The 18,146-nt window shown below is 70.6% G+C and carries 14 protein-coding genes; 7 read left to right on the top strand and 7 right to left on the bottom strand.

Annotated elements, in window-relative coordinates; translation table 11 throughout:
• Positions 1-20 precede the first annotated feature (20 nt).
• Positions 21-686, top strand: a complete 666-nt coding sequence (locus FXF52_RS10360; RefSeq protein ID WP_187413427.1) for a GntR family transcriptional regulator — start codon at positions 21-23, stop codon at positions 684-686.
• 76 nt (positions 687-762) lie between these two features.
• Here FXF52_RS10360 and FXF52_RS10355 read toward each other — a convergent pair whose 3' ends face one another.
• The 3 genes from FXF52_RS10355 to FXF52_RS10345 all read right to left on the bottom strand — a co-directional run bounded on the left by FXF52_RS10355 (position 763) and on the right by FXF52_RS10345 (position 6,608).
• On the bottom strand, positions 763-4,950 hold the full coding sequence (locus FXF52_RS10355) for a LamG-like jellyroll fold domain-containing protein (RefSeq protein WP_148795857.1): 4,188 nt from the start codon (positions 4,948-4,950) through the stop codon (positions 763-765).
• A 74-nt stretch (positions 4,951-5,024) separates the two neighbouring features.
• Positions 5,025-5,888 carry a cobalt transporter gene (locus FXF52_RS10350; RefSeq protein WP_148795855.1) on the bottom strand — a complete coding sequence of 288 codons (864 nt, stop codon included), beginning with the start codon at positions 5,886-5,888 and terminating at the stop codon, positions 5,025-5,027.
• Positions 5,889-5,891: 3 nt separating this feature from the next.
• The gene (locus FXF52_RS10345; RefSeq protein WP_148795853.1) at positions 5,892-6,608 is read right to left on the bottom strand and encodes a hypothetical protein; all 717 of its coding nucleotides are present in this window, start codon (positions 6,606-6,608) and stop codon (positions 5,892-5,894) included.
• Between the two features lie 353 nt (positions 6,609-6,961).
• On the opposite strand from FXF52_RS10345, the gene FXF52_RS10340 reads away from it, so the two are divergent.
• Complete coding sequence (locus FXF52_RS10340; RefSeq protein ID WP_148795851.1) at positions 6,962-9,178, top strand: choice-of-anchor J domain-containing protein; 2,217 nt, start codon at positions 6,962-6,964, stop codon at positions 9,176-9,178.
• A gap of 104 nt (positions 9,179-9,282) precedes the next feature.
• Positions 9,283-10,128, top strand: coding sequence for an SDR family NAD(P)-dependent oxidoreductase (locus tag FXF52_RS10335; protein WP_222870472.1), 846 nt, complete (start codon positions 9,283-9,285; stop codon positions 10,126-10,128).
• Positions 10,129-10,156: 28 nt separating this feature from the next.
• Here the strand turns inward: FXF52_RS10335 and FXF52_RS10330 are convergent, their stop codons facing one another.
• On the bottom strand, positions 10,157-10,996 hold the full coding sequence (locus tag FXF52_RS10330) for a hypothetical protein (RefSeq protein WP_148795849.1): 840 nt from the start codon (positions 10,994-10,996) through the stop codon (positions 10,157-10,159).
• A 480-nt stretch (positions 10,997-11,476) separates the two neighbouring features.
• Here FXF52_RS10330 and FXF52_RS10325 point away from each other — a divergent pair, with 480 nt between their 5' ends.
• Complete coding sequence (locus FXF52_RS10325; RefSeq protein WP_222870471.1) at positions 11,477-13,192, top strand: amidohydrolase; 1,716 nt, start codon at positions 11,477-11,479, stop codon at positions 13,190-13,192.
• 289 nt (positions 13,193-13,481) lie between these two features.
• Here the strand turns inward: FXF52_RS10325 and FXF52_RS10320 are convergent, their stop codons facing one another.
• Positions 13,482-14,093 (bottom strand): dihydrofolate reductase family protein, encoded by a 612-nt coding sequence (locus FXF52_RS10320; protein ID WP_148795847.1) that lies wholly within the window; start codon positions 14,091-14,093, stop codon positions 13,482-13,484.
• A gap of 64 nt (positions 14,094-14,157) precedes the next feature.
• On the bottom strand, positions 14,158-14,547 hold the full coding sequence (locus FXF52_RS10315) for a VOC family protein (RefSeq protein WP_148795845.1): 390 nt from the start codon (positions 14,545-14,547) through the stop codon (positions 14,158-14,160).
• Between the two features lie 324 nt (positions 14,548-14,871).
• Here FXF52_RS10315 and FXF52_RS10310 point away from each other — a divergent pair, with 324 nt between their 5' ends.
• Together FXF52_RS10310 and FXF52_RS10305 are read left to right on the top strand one after the other, a co-directional pair.
• Positions 14,872-15,519, top strand: a complete 648-nt coding sequence (locus tag FXF52_RS10310; protein WP_148795843.1) for a TetR/AcrR family transcriptional regulator — start codon at positions 14,872-14,874, stop codon at positions 15,517-15,519.
• A 361-nt stretch (positions 15,520-15,880) separates the two neighbouring features.
• Positions 15,881-16,246, top strand: a complete 366-nt coding sequence (locus FXF52_RS10305) for a VOC family protein (protein ID WP_148795841.1) — start codon at positions 15,881-15,883, stop codon at positions 16,244-16,246.
• 58 nt (positions 16,247-16,304) lie between these two features.
• Here FXF52_RS10305 and FXF52_RS10300 read toward each other — a convergent pair whose 3' ends face one another.
• Positions 16,305-17,549: a phosphodiester glycosidase family protein gene (locus FXF52_RS10300; RefSeq protein ID WP_370517928.1), complete on the bottom strand. Its 1,245-nt coding sequence runs from the start codon at positions 17,547-17,549 to the stop codon at positions 16,305-16,307.
• A 144-nt stretch (positions 17,550-17,693) separates the two neighbouring features.
• Here FXF52_RS10300 and FXF52_RS10295 point away from each other — a divergent pair, with 144 nt between their 5' ends.
• A complete protein-coding gene (locus FXF52_RS10295) occupies positions 17,694-18,143 on the top strand; it encodes a MarR family winged helix-turn-helix transcriptional regulator (protein WP_148795837.1) in 450 nt (149 codons plus the stop codon).
• Positions 18,144-18,146 lie beyond the last annotated feature (3 nt).

Here is an 18,146-nt window from a genome sequence, read left to right as displayed (position 1 = left end):
AGTCATGGCAGGATGAGACGGTGACCAGAGGGCAGGCCAATCTGCGGCGGCAGTCCGGCGCGCAGGCGGTGTACGAGTTGATGCGCGCCAAGATCATCTTGGGCGAGTTCCGGCCGGGCGCCCGACTCACTGAGCCGGAGCTGGCCAGCACGCTGGGTGTCAGCCGGACCCCGGTACGCGAGGCGCTCCGGCTGCTGATCGCCGAGGGACTGGTCGACCAGTTGCCCACCGGCGGCTCCCGGGTGACCCCGCTCGACCCGGCCGACATTCGCCGGGTCTACGACATCCGGGCCCGCCTCGAGGGGCTGCTAGCCCGGGACGCCTGCACCCGAATGACCCAGCCGGACCTCGACGCGCTGGCCCGGCTGATCGACCTGATGCACCGGCTACGTGGCGACGAGACCGAGGTGCTGCGCATCGGCCGGGAGTTCCACGCCCGGATCGCCGAGATCGCCGAGAACCGCTGGTGTGACCAGTTGCTGCACCAGATCCGGGGGCACGTCGACCGCTACCGGTCGCTGTCCACTCGAGAGCCCGGCCGGCCGGACCTCGCGGTCACCGAACACCAGGCCATCTACGAGGCCCTGGCCAGCGGCGATCCCGAACGGGCCGAGCAAGCGATGCGAGTACACGTCGAGCAGAGCGCCAACTCCGCCGCCCAAGCCGCCGGCGCCGTACCCGGCTAGGCGCCGGGAACGGGAAGCGGGGCCGGCCCGATGGGACCGGCCCCGCTCCGGGGTGTTCCCCCGTTGAACCCGTCGATCAGCGCTTGTGCTCGACCACCGTCAGGGTGAAGTCGTCGTACGACGCCGCGTGGGTCTTGTCGCCGCCGTAGACCGCGCGTACCTGGTGGGTGCCGGGGTTGGGCAGCATCTGGACGGTGCAGGACGCGGTGCCCTTCTTGACCGGGGCCTCGCAGAGCACGTCCTCACCGATCATGAACTGCACCGGGCCGGTCGCCGTGGTGGGCGTGACGGTCGCGGTCAGTTTCAGGGTGCGGCCCCAGGTGGCCGTCACGTCGTTGGTGCGGACCGAGGTGGGGGTGAGCTCCACGGTCGGGGCCGCGGTGACGGTGACGACCCGGCTGGCGACCGCCTGGTTGCCGTTGGTGTCGGCGACCAGGTACGTCAGCGCGTAGCTGCCGGGGGTGGTGGTGTCGACGGTGCCGACGACCTGGATGCGGTCGGTGACGTTGCCGTCGGTGTTGTCCACCGCGGTGACGCCGGCCAGCGGGTCGAAGGCCTGTCCCTGCTTGACCGAGGTCGTGGCGGGGACGGTCAGCACCGGCGCGGTGACGTCGGTGCCGGCCGCGGTGGCGGTGAAGATGCCGCCGAACTGGTCGGCCGAGCCCACCTGGTCACCGTCGCCGGTGCGGCTGGTGGTGGTCCAGGCGTAGAGCTCGCCCTCGGTCAGGCCGCTCCACTGCACGGTGGCGGGCCAGCCCGACTTGGCCGTGGCCGCACCGATCACGGTGTCGGTCGGGGTGACCAGGACGAGACCGTCGGTGCTGAAGCTGGTCTTGCGGGACGACAGGTCGATCGGCAGCACCATGTTGTCCTCGGCGCCGTTGTAGCGCTTGCGGTCGTCGTACTCGGTGGCGCCGTAGTTGTTGAGCATCGGCGAGTAGGTGTCGATGCTCATCTCGGCGCGGTCGACGTCGATCTGCAGCAGCCGCAGGAAGCTGGCGCCGAACTGCAGCAGGTCGCCCTTCTTGTGATCGACGGTGCCGTCGCCGTTGAGGTCGAGGTTGCCGTTGGCGTCGACCTTCTCCGGCCACAGCTCGCCTGCGGTCATCTTGTAGAACTGGTAGTCGGCGAGCAGCTCGACCACGTTGTGCTCGACGGTGACGCCGACCCCGGTCTTGAGGTTCGTGCCGACGCCGTGCTCGTGACCGGCGAGGACCAGGAACACGTTCGGGTTGGCTGCCACGATGCTGGAGAAGGCCCGCGAACCGTCGGTGGAGAAGTTGGCGCCCCGGCCGTCCGCCGCGCCCGACGGGGCGATGTAGGCGTGGGTCAGCAGGATGCCGTTGCGGTCGTGGTAGCGCTGGAAGATGGAGCTGGCCCAGTCGGCCTCGGCCTGGGTGACGCCGTAGGAGAGGCCCACCGCGACGAAGTCCAGACCGCCCGCGGAGAACAGGACGTAGTTGTTCTGGTTGTCCTTACCGCGGGTGACCACGGCGCCGGAGGCGTCGGTGGTCTCGTCCCAGGCGTGGTACGACGCCTTGTACTCGGCCGGCCACTGCTTGGCGCCCTCGTAGTAGCGCTCGGGGCCGTAGTACTGGTTGAACCGGGAGGTCGGGCCGGTCTCGGCGCCGCCCTGGTTGTCGTGGTTGCCGGCGATGACCTGGTTGACCAGTCCGGCGGCGTCGAGGGTGCGCTGCGCCTCGGCGGTGAACTGGAACTCCTTGGTCACCTGCTCGTCCAGGCCGGGGCGGAGCAGGTTTCCGTTGGAATCGGTGGCCAGCGGGTTGCTGTAGTCGTTCTCGATGATGTCGCCGGTGTGCGCGGTGTAGGCGATCTTGCGTCGGGCGGCGTTGTCGGCCAGCCACTGGGCGGTGTCCTTGTAGGACTTCGCCCAGAGCGCCTGCTCCTCCATGGTCATCTTGTCGGTCGGCTCGTCGATGCCGTCGAAGTCGTCGTACGTGCCGCCGACCGCGCCCTCGGCGAGGTACTGCGTGTCGGTGAAGTGGGCCAGCGAGAAGTCGTACTTCGACGGGTCCTCGAAGTGGTCCCGGTTGGCCGGGGCGCCGGCGGTGGCGTCGCGCGCCGCCAGGTCGTCGGCGAACGGGTCCTGACCGGTGACCAGGACGTGGACCACGCCGTTGTCGACCAGCTCGGGCCGGACGGCGGCCTTCAGCGTGGTCTCCCCCTCGGCCTGGCCGCGGGCGGTGGCGACCTCGGTCCACGCCTGGGTGGTGGCGTTCCACGCGTGCAGCGAGACCGCGCGCTCGGGGTCGACCACACCGTTCCACAGGATCTGGCGGCGCTCGGTCGACGCCGGCACCTGGACGTCGTACCGCTGGAAGGGGATGTTGCCCGTGGACGGGCTGTTCGCCAGCTTGCCGTCGGGGCGCGGGCTCGCGCCGATCTGGCCGCCGTCGGTGTAGGAGAAGTCCAGCGCGGACGGCATCACCGGGACGACACCCTGGAAGCCGCCCACCGGCACGCTCGGGGTGGCCTGCTTGAAGGTGGTGGTCACCTCGCCGCCGTCGGGGTTGTGGGCGATCGCCGAGAGCGTCACCCGACCGCTGCCCTGGCCGACGTCGGTGCCGCCCGTCGTCGGGATGGCGTCGGAGGTGAACGTGACCGTCTTGCTGACGGGCTTGCCGAACACGTCGGTCGCCGAGATCGCCAGGGTGTGGTTGCCGGACTTCATGCCGGCGCCGATTTCCTGGCCGACCTGGACGGGCTCGCCGTCGAGCAGGTAGCGCCAGCCGGTCGCGTTGCCCTGGTTGGTGACGCTCACCTGGAGTTCGGTCGGGCGGCTCAGGTGGTCGCCCTCGGCGGGGAGCGTCGCGGTGATCGCGACACCCGCGTTGCGGACGTCGCCGAGGGCGGCGACGTTGAGCGCCTTCACCTCGTCGAGGGTGAGGACCCGGGAGTAGATGCGGGCGTTGCGGACCGTCGCCGGCGCCCAGAACTGGTTGACCGCGTCGGCGCCGACGTAGAAGGAGTTGCGGGCGGCGCCGCCGGGCAGGCCGAGCGGTGCCGGCGCGGCGACGGACGCGGCCAGCTCGCCGTCGACGTACAGGCGGGCGGTGGCGCCGTCCCACGTGCCGATGGTGTGGTACCAGCGGCCGGAGGAGATCTGGACCTGGGCGTTGCGGTAGGCGCCGTTGGCGTACACGGCGAAGGTCAGCTTGTCGCCGTAGACGACGATCGAGTAGCCGCCGGACTCCTTCTCGGAGCAGACGGAGTGCTCACCGGAGTTGGGCAGGGTGCCGTTGTCCTTGAAGGTGCACTCGATCGTGACCTGGTTGCGGATCTTCTCCCACTGCGGGTCGCCCATCGCGTAGGCGTAGGCGTCGTTGCCGCCGTCGAAGGTCGCGACCGGGGTCTTCACCGCGGTGTCCTGGGCGATTACCGGCTCGCCGACGGTGGTGACGGCGAGGTTCTGGGCGTCGTCCTTCGGCGTGCCGTCGTCGAAGTCGACGTCGAGGACGTCGGCGGTCGGGACCGGGGCCTTGAGGTCGAAGGTCGACGCCAGCTCGGCCGCCTGGGCGGCGGTCAGCCCGCGGCTCCAGACCTTGCTGGCCGCGAAGGAGGCCGGCGGGGCGACCTGCCCGATGCCGGAGGGCGCCGCGTCGGCGCCGATCACGAACCGGCGCGCGGTCGTGGCCGGCGGGGTGAGCGCGCCGGTGGCCGCGGTGGAGCCGGCCAGCTGGCCGTTGAGGTAGAGGCTCAGGGTCTGGCCGTCCCAGACCGATACGGCGTGGTACCAGCGGTTGCCGCTGATCGGGGTCAGCAGCGACTTGTAGCCGCCGCCGATGTGGGCCATCGTGCCGAGGTTGCCGGCGTTGACGTAGACGGAGAAGCCGCCGGCCTCCTTGTCGGAGCAGAGGTCCTTCTCGCCGCTCACCGGCATGGTGGTGTCGACCCGGAAGACGCACTCGATGGCGAAGCCGGTGGAGAGCCGGCTCCACTGATCGGTGAAGTCGAAGGAGACCGCGTCGTCGACCCCGTCGACCTTGAGCAGGTCGTGTCCGAACGCCGCGTCGGTGGCGTAGCTGGGAGCGCCCCAGATGGTGGGGGTGAGGCTCTGGGCCCGGTCGGTGGTGGCGCCGCCGGTGAAGGCGACGTCGAGCACGTCGGCGGCCGGCACCGTGACGGCCGAGGTCGGAGCGGCCTGGGCGGGCAACATCAGCGCGCCGCCGGCCATCGCGAGCCCGAGGGCGGTGGCGCTCAGTCGGCGCCACCTCCGGACGAACGGATGGAGTCGTGTCGTCACGACATCTCCTTTTTCTATGGGTTTTGTGTGGGTGGTGGGGTGGGGTAGGTGGCCGGAGATCCGGCGAGGGAGGATCAGGTGCCGGGTAGGCCGGCTACGGCGGAGGCGGAGATGCCGACGCCGATGAGGGTGATCCCGCAGGCGGCCAGCACCGGGGCCACCCGGGTGGCCAACTGCAGGAGGCCGTGGGAGCCGGCGGCGCGGGTCACGAGGGAGCGGCCGGTGAGGGCCATGAGGCCGACGGTGAAGAGCACCGCGGCGAGGCCGAGGCCGAAACAGACCACGAGGACGAGAGCGAACCCAGCCCGCCCGGCGAAGATGCCGGTCACCAGCACGAGGAAGGCCGCCGGCGACGGCGTCAGGCCCCCAGACATGCCGAGGAGGAGCAGACCCGGGCGGGACGGGCTGGGGTGGCCGTGTCCGTGGTCGTGGTCGTGGTCGTGGCTGTGGTCGTGGCTGTGGTCGTGGCTGTGGCTGTGGCGGTGAGCGTGACCGCGCCGGTGCAGGTGGCGGCGCAGCAGCCAGAGTCCGACGGCGACGACGGTCAGGCCGGCCGCCAGCTGCAGTCCGGTGGTCAGTCGCTCGAGGCTGACCAGGTCGGAGAGGGAGAAGAAGGTCCAGGCGACCGCGATGGCCAGCACCGAGACGGTGTGCATCGCGGCCACCGAGAAGCCCAGCCAGGCGGCGTCGCGGACCCGGCCGCGGGAGCCGATCAGGTACGCCGCCGCGAGGCTCTTGCCGTGGCCGGGGGCGAGCCCGTGCGCGGCCCCCGCCACGAAGGCGATCACCAGTGCCACCGGCACGAACCCCGGCGACTGCACCGTCTCGATCAGTCGATCGCCGAACCCGGCAGCGCCGAAGAGATCGACATCGAGGAGGGCCGTGGGACCGGAGCCGGGGGGTGCCGCTGCGGGGCCGAGGCTGGTGATCGCGTTCATGGTTCAGGCCTTTCGTCCGCGCCGGCGGTGCCAGAACGCTCCGGCGACGACGACGGCCAGCAGGACGCCCCCGACAACCGAGAGCTGCAGGGCGCTGCTGCGCGAGGAGACGGCGGCGACGGTCCGGGTGGACGCGGGGGAACAGTCGTCCGTGCCGTCGCCGACGGTCCAGTCCGCCGACTCGTGGTTGGCGTCGTACACCGCCTTCTGCCCCTCGGGGCCTCTGGCGAGCGTCCGGTAGGCCTCGTGCAGGTCGGTGAGCATCCGGGCGGTCACGGTCACGGTGCTCACCGGTTCGGGGCAGGTGAACCGCACCTCGGCGCCGTCGGCCGCCAGGTCGTCGGCGACGCTGGCCTTGCCCTCGCAGGGCCGCCCGTCCTGGGTCACGATGATGCGCTCGGTCAGGTACTTGGCGAACTTGGGAGCCCCGGCCAACGTCTCGGCGTCGGAGGCCTCGTAGCTCACCGCGCCGTCCAGCAGCACCCGGTCCTGCGGCAGCACGCCGAGGGAGATGCCGAGCAGGGTCAGGTCATCGGCTCCGCCCACGAGCCAGCGCACCCGCACACCGTGCTCACCCTCGCCCGCGACCTTGATCTGCTGTGGGGCACCGAAGGGATGCGCCGAGGCCGGGGCCGGCACCAGCACCCCGGCCAGCACCAGGGCGAGTACGCCCCAGGAGCAACGCCGAGCATGGCGGAGGGCACGGCGCAGGGCAGACACAACAGGGCTCTCATTCGCTCGGCGATCGGGCGCAAACGCCATGAGGGTTCCGGCCGCAGGTGACCAACAAGATCACGGAAACCGAGCGAACTCTTACGGAGAGATTGCCGGACCACGAAAACTGGCCGTCCATTCCCGACCGCGGCGGGTGACGCCAGCCGGCCCGGACGTGGTGAAGACCAGCAGCTCGCTCCGGGATTGCCCGAAAGAGGCCGCAAATGTCGCGGCCGTCGGTGACGGATCATGCGGTAAGACGATTGCCAAGGGCAACCATCAGGCAGTACGAACGTGAATGTCATCCCGGTGGATACGGCCCCGACCGGTCCACCGGATTCCCGACCCAAGGGGGGCCAATGGCACGCAGCCGCCTCGCCGGTGCAGCAGCCATCGCACTCGTCCTACCCATCCTCGGCGTCCTTCCCGCGTCAGCCGCGGCGGCCGCACCCGCCCAGCCCGCAGCGAACAAGGATCTGCCCAACGACACCCGGGAGCTCACCCGCAAGGACTTCACGCTGGACGGCCGCAAGGTCGAAACGCCGGCCCGCTACCAGCCGCGCGCCCAGGCGCGCGCGAAGACCCAGGCCGCGGCGGCCACGCCGCCGGTCGGCACGGTCCGGCAGTGGCTCGGCATGGACGATTTCCAGGGCCGGCTCTACCGCAAGGACTACACGCTGCGCGGCGTGGGCGACCACATCGAGGTGTGGGTGGCCAACGACATCGCGTTCCCGGCCGGTGACTGCCGCACCCAGATCCCCTCGTCGACGCAGATCACCGACGAGCAGGTGGCGAGCTTCGTCCACGAGTTCGACACCAACATGTACCCGAAGGAGACGGCCGCGTTCAGCACGCCGCCGGACCGCGACGGCAGCAACGCGCTGCTCGGGCCGGACGCCAACGGCAACGGCGGCGACTACACCGGAGACGGCAACAAGACGGTCACCCTGGTCGACAACGTCCGGGACGACAACTTCTACCAGTTCCCGGCGGCGCCGACCTACATCGCGGGCTTCTTCTCGGCGCAGTTCAACGAACTGTTCGACCGCAACGTGATGACCGTCGACGCGTTCGACTGGGCGCACCGCACCGGCGCGAACCCGCCGAACGAGCCGACCAGCGACCTGTGCACCAGCCGCCCGGCCCGGCCGTTCGCCTACGAGGGCACCTTCGCCCACGAGTGGCAGCACCTGGCGCACTACTACACCGACCCGTTCGAGACGAGCTGGGTCAACGAGGGCCTGTCCGACTTCGCGCAGACGCTGGTCGGCTACGTCGACACCACGGCGACGGTCTTCGACCGGGGCGCCGACAGCCACCTCTACTGTTTCCAGGGCTTCGGCACGGTGCAGACGCCGTACAACGCCAACCCGCGGGACTGCGGCGGCCCGGAGAACTCGCTGACCCTATGGGGTGAGAGCCCGAACCCGAACGCGGTGCTCGCCGACTACGGCAACGCGTACTCGTTCATGCAGTTCCTCTACGACCGGTACGGCCAGGACATCATCTCCCGGCTGCACAACGACGGTGACCGGCAGGGCCTGGCCAGCCTCGACGCGGCCGTGAAGGCCGAGGGCGCGAAGAACATGTACCAGGTCATCCACGACTTCCAGACGATGACGCTGGTCGACAAGATCGTCGGGGACTCGCGGCACGGGGTCATGCTCGGCGTACCGAAGAGCCGGGTGACCGCGCCGAGCCTGCGCTCCACGGTCAACCTGGCCAACCCGGCCGCCAACGCCACCCCGGGCGCGGCGCCGAACGGGGCCGACTACGTGCCGCTGCAGAAGGCCGACGGGCAGCTGCTGCGCGGCCGTGACCTGCGGTCGCTGTCGTTCCAGGGCGCCAAGACCCTGCCGCCGCTGCCGCTGGCCTGGACCGTCGTGTCCAACGACCCGGACCGCGCCGGCAACCCGGTGCTGTGGTCGGGCAACGCCAGCAACACCGACGCCGGGGCGGTCACCTCGGTGACGGTGCCGACGACCGACCCGACGCTGCGCTTCGCCGCCAAGTACGGCGCGGAGTTCGGCTTCGACTACGGCTACGTGACCGTCTCCACCGACGGTGGCGCCACCTACACGGCCATCCCGGGCGACAAGACGGTGGCCGGTCCGCTCGGCCCGGCGATCAACGGGACGACCAACGGGTTCGAGGCCCACTCGTACGACCTGTCCGCGTACGCCGGCAAGACGATCCTGCTCGGCTTCCGCTACGTCAGCGACGGCGGCGTCAACGAGGGCGGCTGGCTGATCGACGACATCACCGTCGGCGGCGCCACGGTCAGCGACGGCAGCAGCCTCACCCCGTTCGACTCGCCCACGGAGATCAAGCCGATCAGCGTGCACAACTGGAACCTGCGCCTGATCGGCCTCGACGAGAAGCACTCCCTCGCGTGGCAGTTCGAGTTCGACGGCAAGTCGAGTCTGACGCTGAATCGGGCGCAGTTGGCCGTGCTCAGCCTGTTCCCGAAGGTCGTCGCCGAGGTCGCCTACGACGAGCCGACCGAGCAGGTCAGCCAGTACGCGCCGTACACGCTGAAGGTCAACGGGGTCGTCCAGCCGGGCGGCGCCGCCTGACCTGAGCCAGAGTGATCGCCAGGGCACCTGCCACCGGACCGGTGGCAGGTGCCCTGGTTGATCTCCTACCATGGGCCGTCGTCTCATTCGCGAGGGTGGATGCCGTGAACGATCGGATCATGGAAGGCAAGACCGTCGTGATCACCGGGGCCAGCGCGGGCCTCGGCGCCGAGGCGGCCCGCCAGCTGGCCGGCCTGGGCGCGACCGTCGTAGTGGTCGGCCGGTCTCCGGAGAAGACCGCCGCCGTAGCCCGCCAGGTCGGCACCGAGCCGCTGGTCGCCGACTTCGCCCGGCTGACCGACGTACGCAAGCTCGCCGACACCCTCCTGGACCGCTACCCGCGCATCGACGTCCTGGCCAACAACGCCGGCGTCGTGCTGTCCAAGCGGAGCCGCACCGAGGACGGCCACGATCTGATGTTCCAGGTCAACTATCTGGCCCCGTTCCTGCTCACCAACCTGCTGCTGGAGCGGCTGACCACCGTCGGGCCGGCGCGGGTCCTCAGCACCTCCAGCAACGGCAACCGGTTCGCCGGCGTTGACCTCGACGACCTTGAAGGCGCCCGCAGGAGATCCGAGATGCTCCGCTACGGGATGACGAAGCTGCAGAACATCCTGTTCAGCCGTGAGCTGGCCCGCCGCACCCAGGGCACCGGGGTGACCGCGACCGCGTTCCACCCGGGCATCGTGGCCACCACCGAAATCAACCGGACCAATCCGCTGATCGCCGCGCTGGTCCGCTATCGCCTGCTGGGCAGCCTCGTCAGCCTCGAGGAAGGCGCCGCGCCGCTGGTGCACCTGGCCACGATGCCCGATCCGGAGGCGGCCAACGGCGACTACTACCACCGGCTCAAGCCCAACGGGCCGGCGCATCCGCAGGCCAAGGACGACCAGTTGGCGACCCGCCTGTGGGAGCGTACGGCCGATCTGCTGGGCGTCCCGGTGACGTGACGTCGAGAGACCGGTGCGGGCGGCCGCGTCAAGGGCGAGCGTGGGCGGCTCCCCCGCCCGGCCTGGTGACCTGGTGGTATCCGAGCGCCGCCACGCCGAGGGCGAGGCCCCACGCGAGGAAGACGATCTCGGTCCCCACCACCGCCCACTCGGACCGCAACTGCGGCCACGTCACCGTCCCCGCCAGCAGAGCCTCTGTCATCAGACAGATGCCGATCACGCCGTAGGAGATCAGCGCCACCGCGACCACACCGGCCGGGACCAGGGCGAGCAGGCGAGGCACCCGGCGGCCGCCCAACCACGGCATCCAGCGGGGAAAGACCTGCCCCCAGCGGGCGGCCAACCCCAGCGTGAGCAGGCCGCCGAGCGCCGGACCGACGGTGAGCGCCACACCGGCCGCCAGGCCGATGTCCTGCGTGGCCGCACGGATCGCGGCCGCGGAGATGCCGAACGGCACGCCCATGAGCCACAGCACGTGCGGAACGGTGAAGCCGAGCACGGGCAACAGACACCCCGCGTACGCCCAACCCCGCGCCCACCCGGGCACCGGACACGGCCCCGCCATCCCCGATCGGCCGGATCGGCGGGGTCCGAGCGAGGCCGCGGTTGCCCCCAACAGCAGCCCACCGCCCAACAGCAGCAGCCGGTGGACCAGATCCCGCCAGTCGGCGGGCCGGCCGAACGCCGCGGCCGGGATCTCGAACAGCAGATGCCCGGGGAACGACAGCGCGACCAACGCCACGCACGACCCCCACGCACCGAGCACCGCTGCCCTCCCGGCCCGCAGCACGGCCAGCACTGCCACCCCCACAAGCAGACCGCACAGGGCGACCGGGCCCCACCCCTGCCAGAACGTCAGGGTCGCCACCTACTCGGCGCCGCAACCGGTGGCGACCTCCGCCGCGCCCGGGGACCGGGTACGGTCGCATGCCGTGTAACCCCACCGGCCGCCCGTAGCCCAGTAGAGCCGGAGCAGCCCGTAGCTGACCGCGAAGGCAAGCGCCGCCAGGGCCCACCTCCGGGGCGCAGATATCCGCGTTGGCATGCCTCGACGGTCCGGGAGAGCGGCGGACGGGGCATCCCACCCGGTAGGGATTCCGCTCCCTCGTGCGGGGGCTGCGCGGTGTTTCCCGATGCTCGGCAACCAGGTGACGGGTCCTCGCGGTCCTCGGCCCACCGGCACCGCGACCACGGGTTACTGATCAGTCACCCATTGTTTAATCTGCCTATTTCCATGGATGATTGCGCTGATGGCCCGGTCGCCGGTGCTCCGTCGTCCAGGTCAGCTCGCCCACCGGATGAAGGAGAGTGCCTGGTGTGTGAAACCGATCATCTCGAGCCCTCGGGCATGAACCGTCGCGACCTGCTGGGACTTCTCGGCGCGGCCGGCGCCGGGTTGGCCGTCGCCCCCGTCCTGACAGCGGATCCCGCACTGGCTGCCGCGTCGGACCTCGCGCTCGACCCGAAGACACTGCCCGCCGATCCGATCAACTACGAGCCACCGACCGAACTCGCCATCGACTCGCAGGCCAAGGACTCGGCCATCTCCTGGATCGACAACAACGCGCACCGCATCGTGGGGCTGAACGACCGAATCTGGGAATACGCCGAGCCCTCCCTGGCCGAGTGGAACTCGTCCTGGGCCGAAGCGGACTTCCTGCGAGCCAACGGCTTCACCATCAAGTGGGGAGCCGGCGGCATGCCCACCGCGTTCGTCGCCACCTTCAGCAACGGCACCGGCAAGCCGGTGATCGGATTCAGCGGAGAGTACGACGCGCTACCCGGGCTGTCGCAGGAAAAGGGCAACCCGCAGCACTCACCCCTGGTCTACCACCACGACCCGTACGCCCCCAGCTACGGCTTCGGCCACGGGTGCGGCCACTGCGCGCTCGGCGCGGCCGCCGCGGGCGCGGCCGTCGCGACCGCCACGGCGATGCGCGCTCGCAACCTCGACGGCACGATCAAGTTCTTCGGCTCGACCGCCGAGGAGCAACTGGTCGGCAAGTCGGTGGCGGTCCGAGCCGGCGTCTACAAGGGACTCGACGCCTTCGTCGACTGGCATCCCAGCAGCGGCAACAGCACCAGCTGGTCGTCGAGCAACGCGATGTACAGCATCGCCTTCCATTTCCTCGGCACCGACGGCCACGGCGGTTCGCCGCTCGCGACCCGATCCACCCAGGACGCGGTCACTGCGATGGCGATGCTGACCGAGTATCTGCGGGAGAGCGACCTGGCGCACACCGGCCGGATGCATTACGCGATCCGGCAGACCGGTCAGGCGCCGAACGTCTTCCCCACGATGTCGAGCATCTGGTACTACGCCCGCGAGGGCAGCCCGGACCGTGCGAAGGTCCTGATGGACAAGATCATCAAGTGCGGTGAGGCGGCGGCGATGGCCACCGGCACCCGGATGCAGTACCGCATCATGGGTGGCGTCTGGAACCAGCTCGGCAACAAGCGTGGCGCCGAGCTGATGTACGCCAACATGACGCAGATCGGTGCGCCGAAGTTCTCCGCCGAGGACCAGGCGTTCGGCAAGGCCCTGCAGCGGTCCAACGGAACGGCGGAGACCGGCTTCAACGACGCGATCACCGAGCTGCGGCCACCGGCCACGGTCTTCATGGGCGGCGGCTCGACCGACGTCGCCGACATCAGCTGGCAGGTGCCGACGATCCAGATGGGGACCGCGCATCAGCCCAGCGGCACGAAGAACCACTCCTGGCACCACACCGCCACCGCGGCCTCCCACGCCGGGCACCTCACCACCCTGCAGGCCGCCAAGTACCTGGCGGCAACCACCGTCGATCTGCTGACCCAACCGACGGTGCTGGGTGAGATGAAGGACGAGTTCGACCGGCGTACCTCCAAGATCAAGTGGAAGAGCCTGCTGCCCGGCGACTACGAGTTGCCGCTGTACGAGCCGCCGGCGTGGTTCCTGGAGCGGACCGGGCAGGCGTGGCCGCCGCCCGGCGTCAAGTGGCCGCCCCGGCGGATCGTCTCGACCGAGACGGCCCCGGACCTCGGGCCCGCGCTGCCACCGTCGAACCTGCCCCCGCTCGACTGACCCGTACCGGCCGGCAGGCCCGGGGCGTCAGGCAAAGCCGCATCTGGCGGCGAGGATGGGGCTGCGTCGAAGCGCCCGGCCAGGCGGATCGCCTGGCCGGGCGCTCGCCCGAGTTGCATCGCAGTGGGTATGGGAGAACTACGGCAGGCCGGACGGGGCCAACCCTATCTACCTGTGCTGGGTGGGTTTGTTCACCGCTGCAAAGGGCCCGGTCGGCCTTCCGGCACCTCATGCTGAGGCCGCTGTGTCGTTGGCCGACCGGAGCGGAGGGGGTGGTCAGCCCACGTCCTTATGCGACGGTGGCGGATTCGGCAGGGCGGTCGTAGGTGAGGAAGGCGGCCCCGCTGTCGAGCACGGTGTGATCGGTGAGTTTCCAGGCGCGGGGGTCGAAGGTGGCGGTGCGGGAGAACAGCGGGATGCCGGTGCCGACGGTCAGCGTGCCCACTTTGAGGATCAGCTGGTCAATCTGGTGGTAGAGCGCGCCGGCCAGTTCGGCGCCGCCGAGCAGCCAGATGTCCTTGCCGTCCTGGCGTTTGAGGTGGCTTACCGTCTGGGCCGGGTCGGTGGCGACCAGTTCGACGGCGGGGTCGGGGCTCTCGGTGAGGGTCCGAGAGAAGACGAGGTGGCGAAGGTGAGGGAAGGCGTTCGTGACTCCGGCCTTCAGTCCGATCTCGTAGCTGCGGCGCCCTTCCAGCACGGTGTCGAAGTGGGTGCCTTCGGCGGTGACCGACAGGGCGGTGCGGGCCGGGGCGGGCAGGGTCTCGGGGTAGTGGGTCGCGATGTGCTGGATGTAGTCGGCGGGCAGGGGCCAAAAGCCGTTCGGGCCGGTGGGGTCGGCGCCGTCCGGACCGGCGATGAAACCGTCGAGGGTGGTGGCGATGTAGTACACCAACTTGCGCAACAGATGGCTCTCTTTCGTGTTGTTCGTGGCCGGGGCGACCGGCCTGGATGATCGCGGGGGAATGTCAGGCGGTGTCCGGGGCGGCCCACTCCACGAACTGGACGATCACTCCGCTGGGGTCGGTGACCTGGAACAGGCGCTCACCCCAGGGCTCCTGGCGCAGCGGCATCGTGATCTCGACACCGGCGTCGCGCAGCCGCTTCTCCTGTTCTTGCAGGCCGCTGGCGAGAGTGAAGGCCAGGATCACGCCGCTGGCGTGCTGGTCGCGCTGCTCGGGCGGCAGCACCTGGATGCCGCGGGCAAGCAGGACGACGTCGACCGCGTCGGGGCGGGCCAGGGACGCAAAACCGTCGGCGGCCTGCTGGAGGGTGTAGCCCAGGTGGGCGGTGAAGAACTCCTGGGAGGCGGTGACGTCGTCAACGGTCAGCGAAACGGTAGAGGCGGTGAACTGCACGAGTCTCCTTGGTGCGGTTGAGCGGGGTCAGTAGCTGTGGCGGCGGGGTAGGAAGTGCGGGCGCCGGGCCTGGTGCGGCGGGTGGATGGCGGGCGGGTGACGCAGTTCGGCGCCCCGCGGCGCGGACCACTGGGGCGGCGGGGGCGGCGGGTGGCACACAGGGGCGGACCCAACCGCGAGCGGGGCGAGGCTGTGGGTGAGCTTGCACATGGGCGTCCCTCCTCGCATACGCATTCGTCCGTCGCAAACTTACGACGGGCGTAATTATAATCCGAGGGCCTAAGAGTGTCAACGTAAGGATGCTACGGGGGTAAGATTGCGTCCATGGCCATCCCCACACCCGCCGCGACCACCGGGCTGCGCGAGACCAAGAAGCAGGAGACTCGGCAGCTGATCTCCGACCACGCGACCCGGCTGTTCATCGCCCAGGGTTTCGAACAGACGACCATCGCCGAGATCGCCGCAGCCGCCCGCGTGGCCAAGAAGACCGTCACCAACTACTTCCCCCGCAAGGAAGACCTGGCCCTGGACCACCAGGAACAGTTCGCCGCCTCTCTGGCCGGCGCCGTCACCGCCCGGCGCCCAGGAGAATCGGCGCTGGCCGCACTGCGCCGCGCGTTCGCCGACGCCGTGGCCGCCCAGGACCCCACCGCCGGGTTCTCCGGCCAGCAATTCGCCCGCATGATCGCCGACAGCCCGACCCTGAGCGCCTGCCTACGCGGCCTGCACGACCAGCGTGAGCACCACCTGGCCCAAGCCCTGGCCGAGGCCACCGGCGCCCAGCCCGACGACATCACCGTCCAGACCGCCGCCGGCCTACTGGGCGCCGTCCACCGCGTGCTGTTCCATCGCATCCAAACCCTCACCCTCGCCGGACACCCCAACGACCAGATCGCCCACACCATCGCCGCCGAAGCGGCCCGAGCCTTCGACCTGCTGGAACCCGCCCTGTCCGGCTACGGCATCGCCTGACAGGCGCATCCGCACCCGCCCAGACCGGCTCGGGGCTGCTGTGTGTCGTGGTTGTTGATGAAGACGTAGACGAGACCCCGGTCGTGCCGGGGGAAGCCTCCCGTTGCAGCGGAGGAGCCACCAACGCATTGGCCATCCCCGCGTGAGACGAACCATTGGGGAGCTTCGGCGCAGGTCACGGGCCATGACGTCCCGCTTCCTGTCGGGTCGAGTCTGACACGGCGCTGTCACCTCGTTAGCGCCCGCTGGGAAGGCGCCTGTCGTGGGCTGCGCTGGCCGGGCCCGGCCACCGACCCCGAACGGCGCCGACCTGCCCGGCGTCCCGATGGCCTGACCTGCCGCTAGGGCTAGGGTCAGGCGTGTGAGTGTGCACGCCCGCGTCGTCGCCGACGACTTCCCCGCCACCCTGCGCTTCTACACCGACCTGCTCGGCGACCCGGAGACGGTCGTCGCGGACTTCGAGTACGCCAGCTTCGACCAGGGCGGCGAAACCGTCCTTGCGATCCTCGGCCGCCGCGCGGCGGAAGCGGTGCTGCCCGTGGGACGGGGCGACGGCGGGGTCCTCGTCGTGGTCCCCGTACCCGACGTGGACGCCACCGTCGCCGCCCTCCCCGCCGAAGTGGTGGTCGCCGAGGCCGCCGACCGTCCTGGCTGGGGCGTGCGCTCGGCCTACCTGCGCGACCCCGAGGGCAACCTGGTCGAGCTGCAGACCTGGACGGCCCGCTGAGGGTGCGACCGGCACCGAAGCCGGCCGCACCCTCGGGGCGCTCCCGCCCGTGGCGGCGTCAGTTCCCGCTGCGGTACGGGCCGTCCACGTAGACCAGCGCGTCACCGACGGCCCGCTCGGTCGACCCGCTCGGCCGGTTGATCAGCGCGCCCTCGACGGACATGGCGGTGGAGCCGCCGCCGTCGAGGTTCACCGCGTCGGACATGCCGAGCGCCTGGGCGACGGCGGCCGTCTCGTCCATGGTGGTGCCGACGCTGGTGGTCTGGCGGCCGTCGATGGTGGCGAGCACGATCTTCCCGTCCCGCGTGGTGCCGGCGATGGTGCGCGGGTTGCGGTCGAAGAAGCTGCCGGAGCCGTCCGGTACGACGATCTGGCCGTCCGCCGTCAGCGGGTACCGGCCGGTCACCCCGAACAGGCCGGGCCGCACGGGAAGTTCCTCACCGTGCTGGTCGGTCAGGGTCGAGGTGGTGCTCACGCACCCCTGCGCGGTCACGTTGAGCAGGGCGGCGGTGTCCCGCCCGGTGGCCTGCAGCGAGGTCTGCCCGGCGGCGAGGGTGGTGCCCCGGGTGGTCGAGGTGCGCACCACGCAGCCGAGCCGGTCGAGCACGACCTCCACGCCGACGCCGGACGGGGTGGACGCGGCGAACTCGGGGGTGAACTCGACGACGTCGCCGGGCAGGGTGCACTGCGTCTGGTCGGCGAGGGCGGCGCAGCCGGCGGGCACGACCGGCGGGTGGTTGATGAACTCCAGCGGCAGGGTGGCGTCGGTCTGCCGGTTCCGCACGCTGCCCGACCAGGTCAGCTTCCCGGTAAGCGCCCGGTTGCTGTTGGCGTCGACAACGAAGTTGACCTCGGCCGGGCCACCGATGGGCTCGCTGAGCAGCTTCCCGCCGAACAGCCCCAGCCCGACCGGGTCACCGGGGTAGAGCTGGCTGGCGGTGAAGGTGAAGAAGGAGGCGTTGACCCCGGCCAGAGCGCCGGAGGCGCGGACCAGGTCGGTGGTCTTCTCGACCTTGGCGAGGTCCGGGCCGTAGGTCGCCTTCAGGTGCCCGCGGGCCTTGCTCGGGTCGATGGTGAGCACGTTGACCACCCACGGACCCCGCGTGGTGGTGTTGATCTGGTCCGCGGGCGCCGGCACGCTGCCCCGCTCGATGTGGGTGAGGGTGACGCCGTCGGCCAGGGCGCGGGTGGTGCGTACCTCGGTGAGGTCGGCGTCGCCGAGCGGAAGGGCGTCGGTGGCGGCCTCGGCGCGGGCCTGCGGTACGACGCCGAGCGCCACCGCGGCCAGGGTGGCCGCCGCGATCGCCCCGGCCCGGCGGAAGCGGGACAGGTCAGCAGTGGAAACAGTCATGCCCCTGACCTTGGTACCACCACCGAGCCACATGATCGAACTCCACTTGACACCGAGTCGAATTATGGTCGACGGACTTATCCGGAGGAGGCGGCGGTGAGCAGCAAGGACAAGCCGATCGGCTACTGGCTCAAACACCTGCACAACCTGATCGAGGAGCAGTTCGACGCGACGCTGGGCGACCTCGGCCTCGACCGCCGCCAATGGCAGATCCTGAACGTGCTCTCCAGCACGGCCCGAACCCGTGGCGAGGTAGAGCAGGCGCTCGCACCGTTCTGGCCGGACGGGGTGCCCGCCCTCGGTGCGGTGCTCGACGGGCCCGACGGCCTGGTCACGCGGGGGTGGGTGGGGCACGACGGCGACGCGCTCACCCTGACGCAGCCGGGCCGCTCGGCACACCGCACGGCGGCGGAGCGCGTCGGTGAGACCCGGCGGTTGCTGCTGCGCGGGCTCACCCCCGAGCAGTACGCCGAGACCGTCCGGATCCTGTCGGCCATGGCCAGCAACGTCGAAGCGGCGTTGGCCAGCCGGGGCAAGCAGGGCTGAAGG

The sequence above is a fragment of the Micromonospora sp. MP36 genome (genome assembly GCF_008119785.1).
In the GTDB taxonomy this organism is placed as follows: Bacteria; Actinomycetota; Actinomycetes; order Mycobacteriales; family Micromonosporaceae; genus Micromonospora.
This window is presented reverse-complemented; position numbering and strand designations above follow the sequence as displayed.

Excerpts from the sequence above, each read along its gene's own strand:
- FXF52_RS10350 (WP_148795855.1), bottom strand. The coding sequence starts at position 5,888 with ATGAACGCGATCACCAGCCTCGGCCCCGCAGCGGCACCCCCCGGCTCC.
- FXF52_RS10340 (WP_148795851.1), top strand. The coding sequence starts at position 6,962 with ATGGCACGCAGCCGCCTCGCCGGTGCAGCAGCCATCGCACTCGTCCTA.
- FXF52_RS10325 (WP_222870471.1), top strand. The coding sequence starts at position 11,477 with ATGAACCGTCGCGACCTGCTGGGACTTCTCGGCGCGGCCGGCGCCGGG.
- FXF52_RS10310 (WP_148795843.1), top strand. The coding sequence starts at position 14,872 with ATGGCCATCCCCACACCCGCCGCGACCACCGGGCTGCGCGAGACCAAG.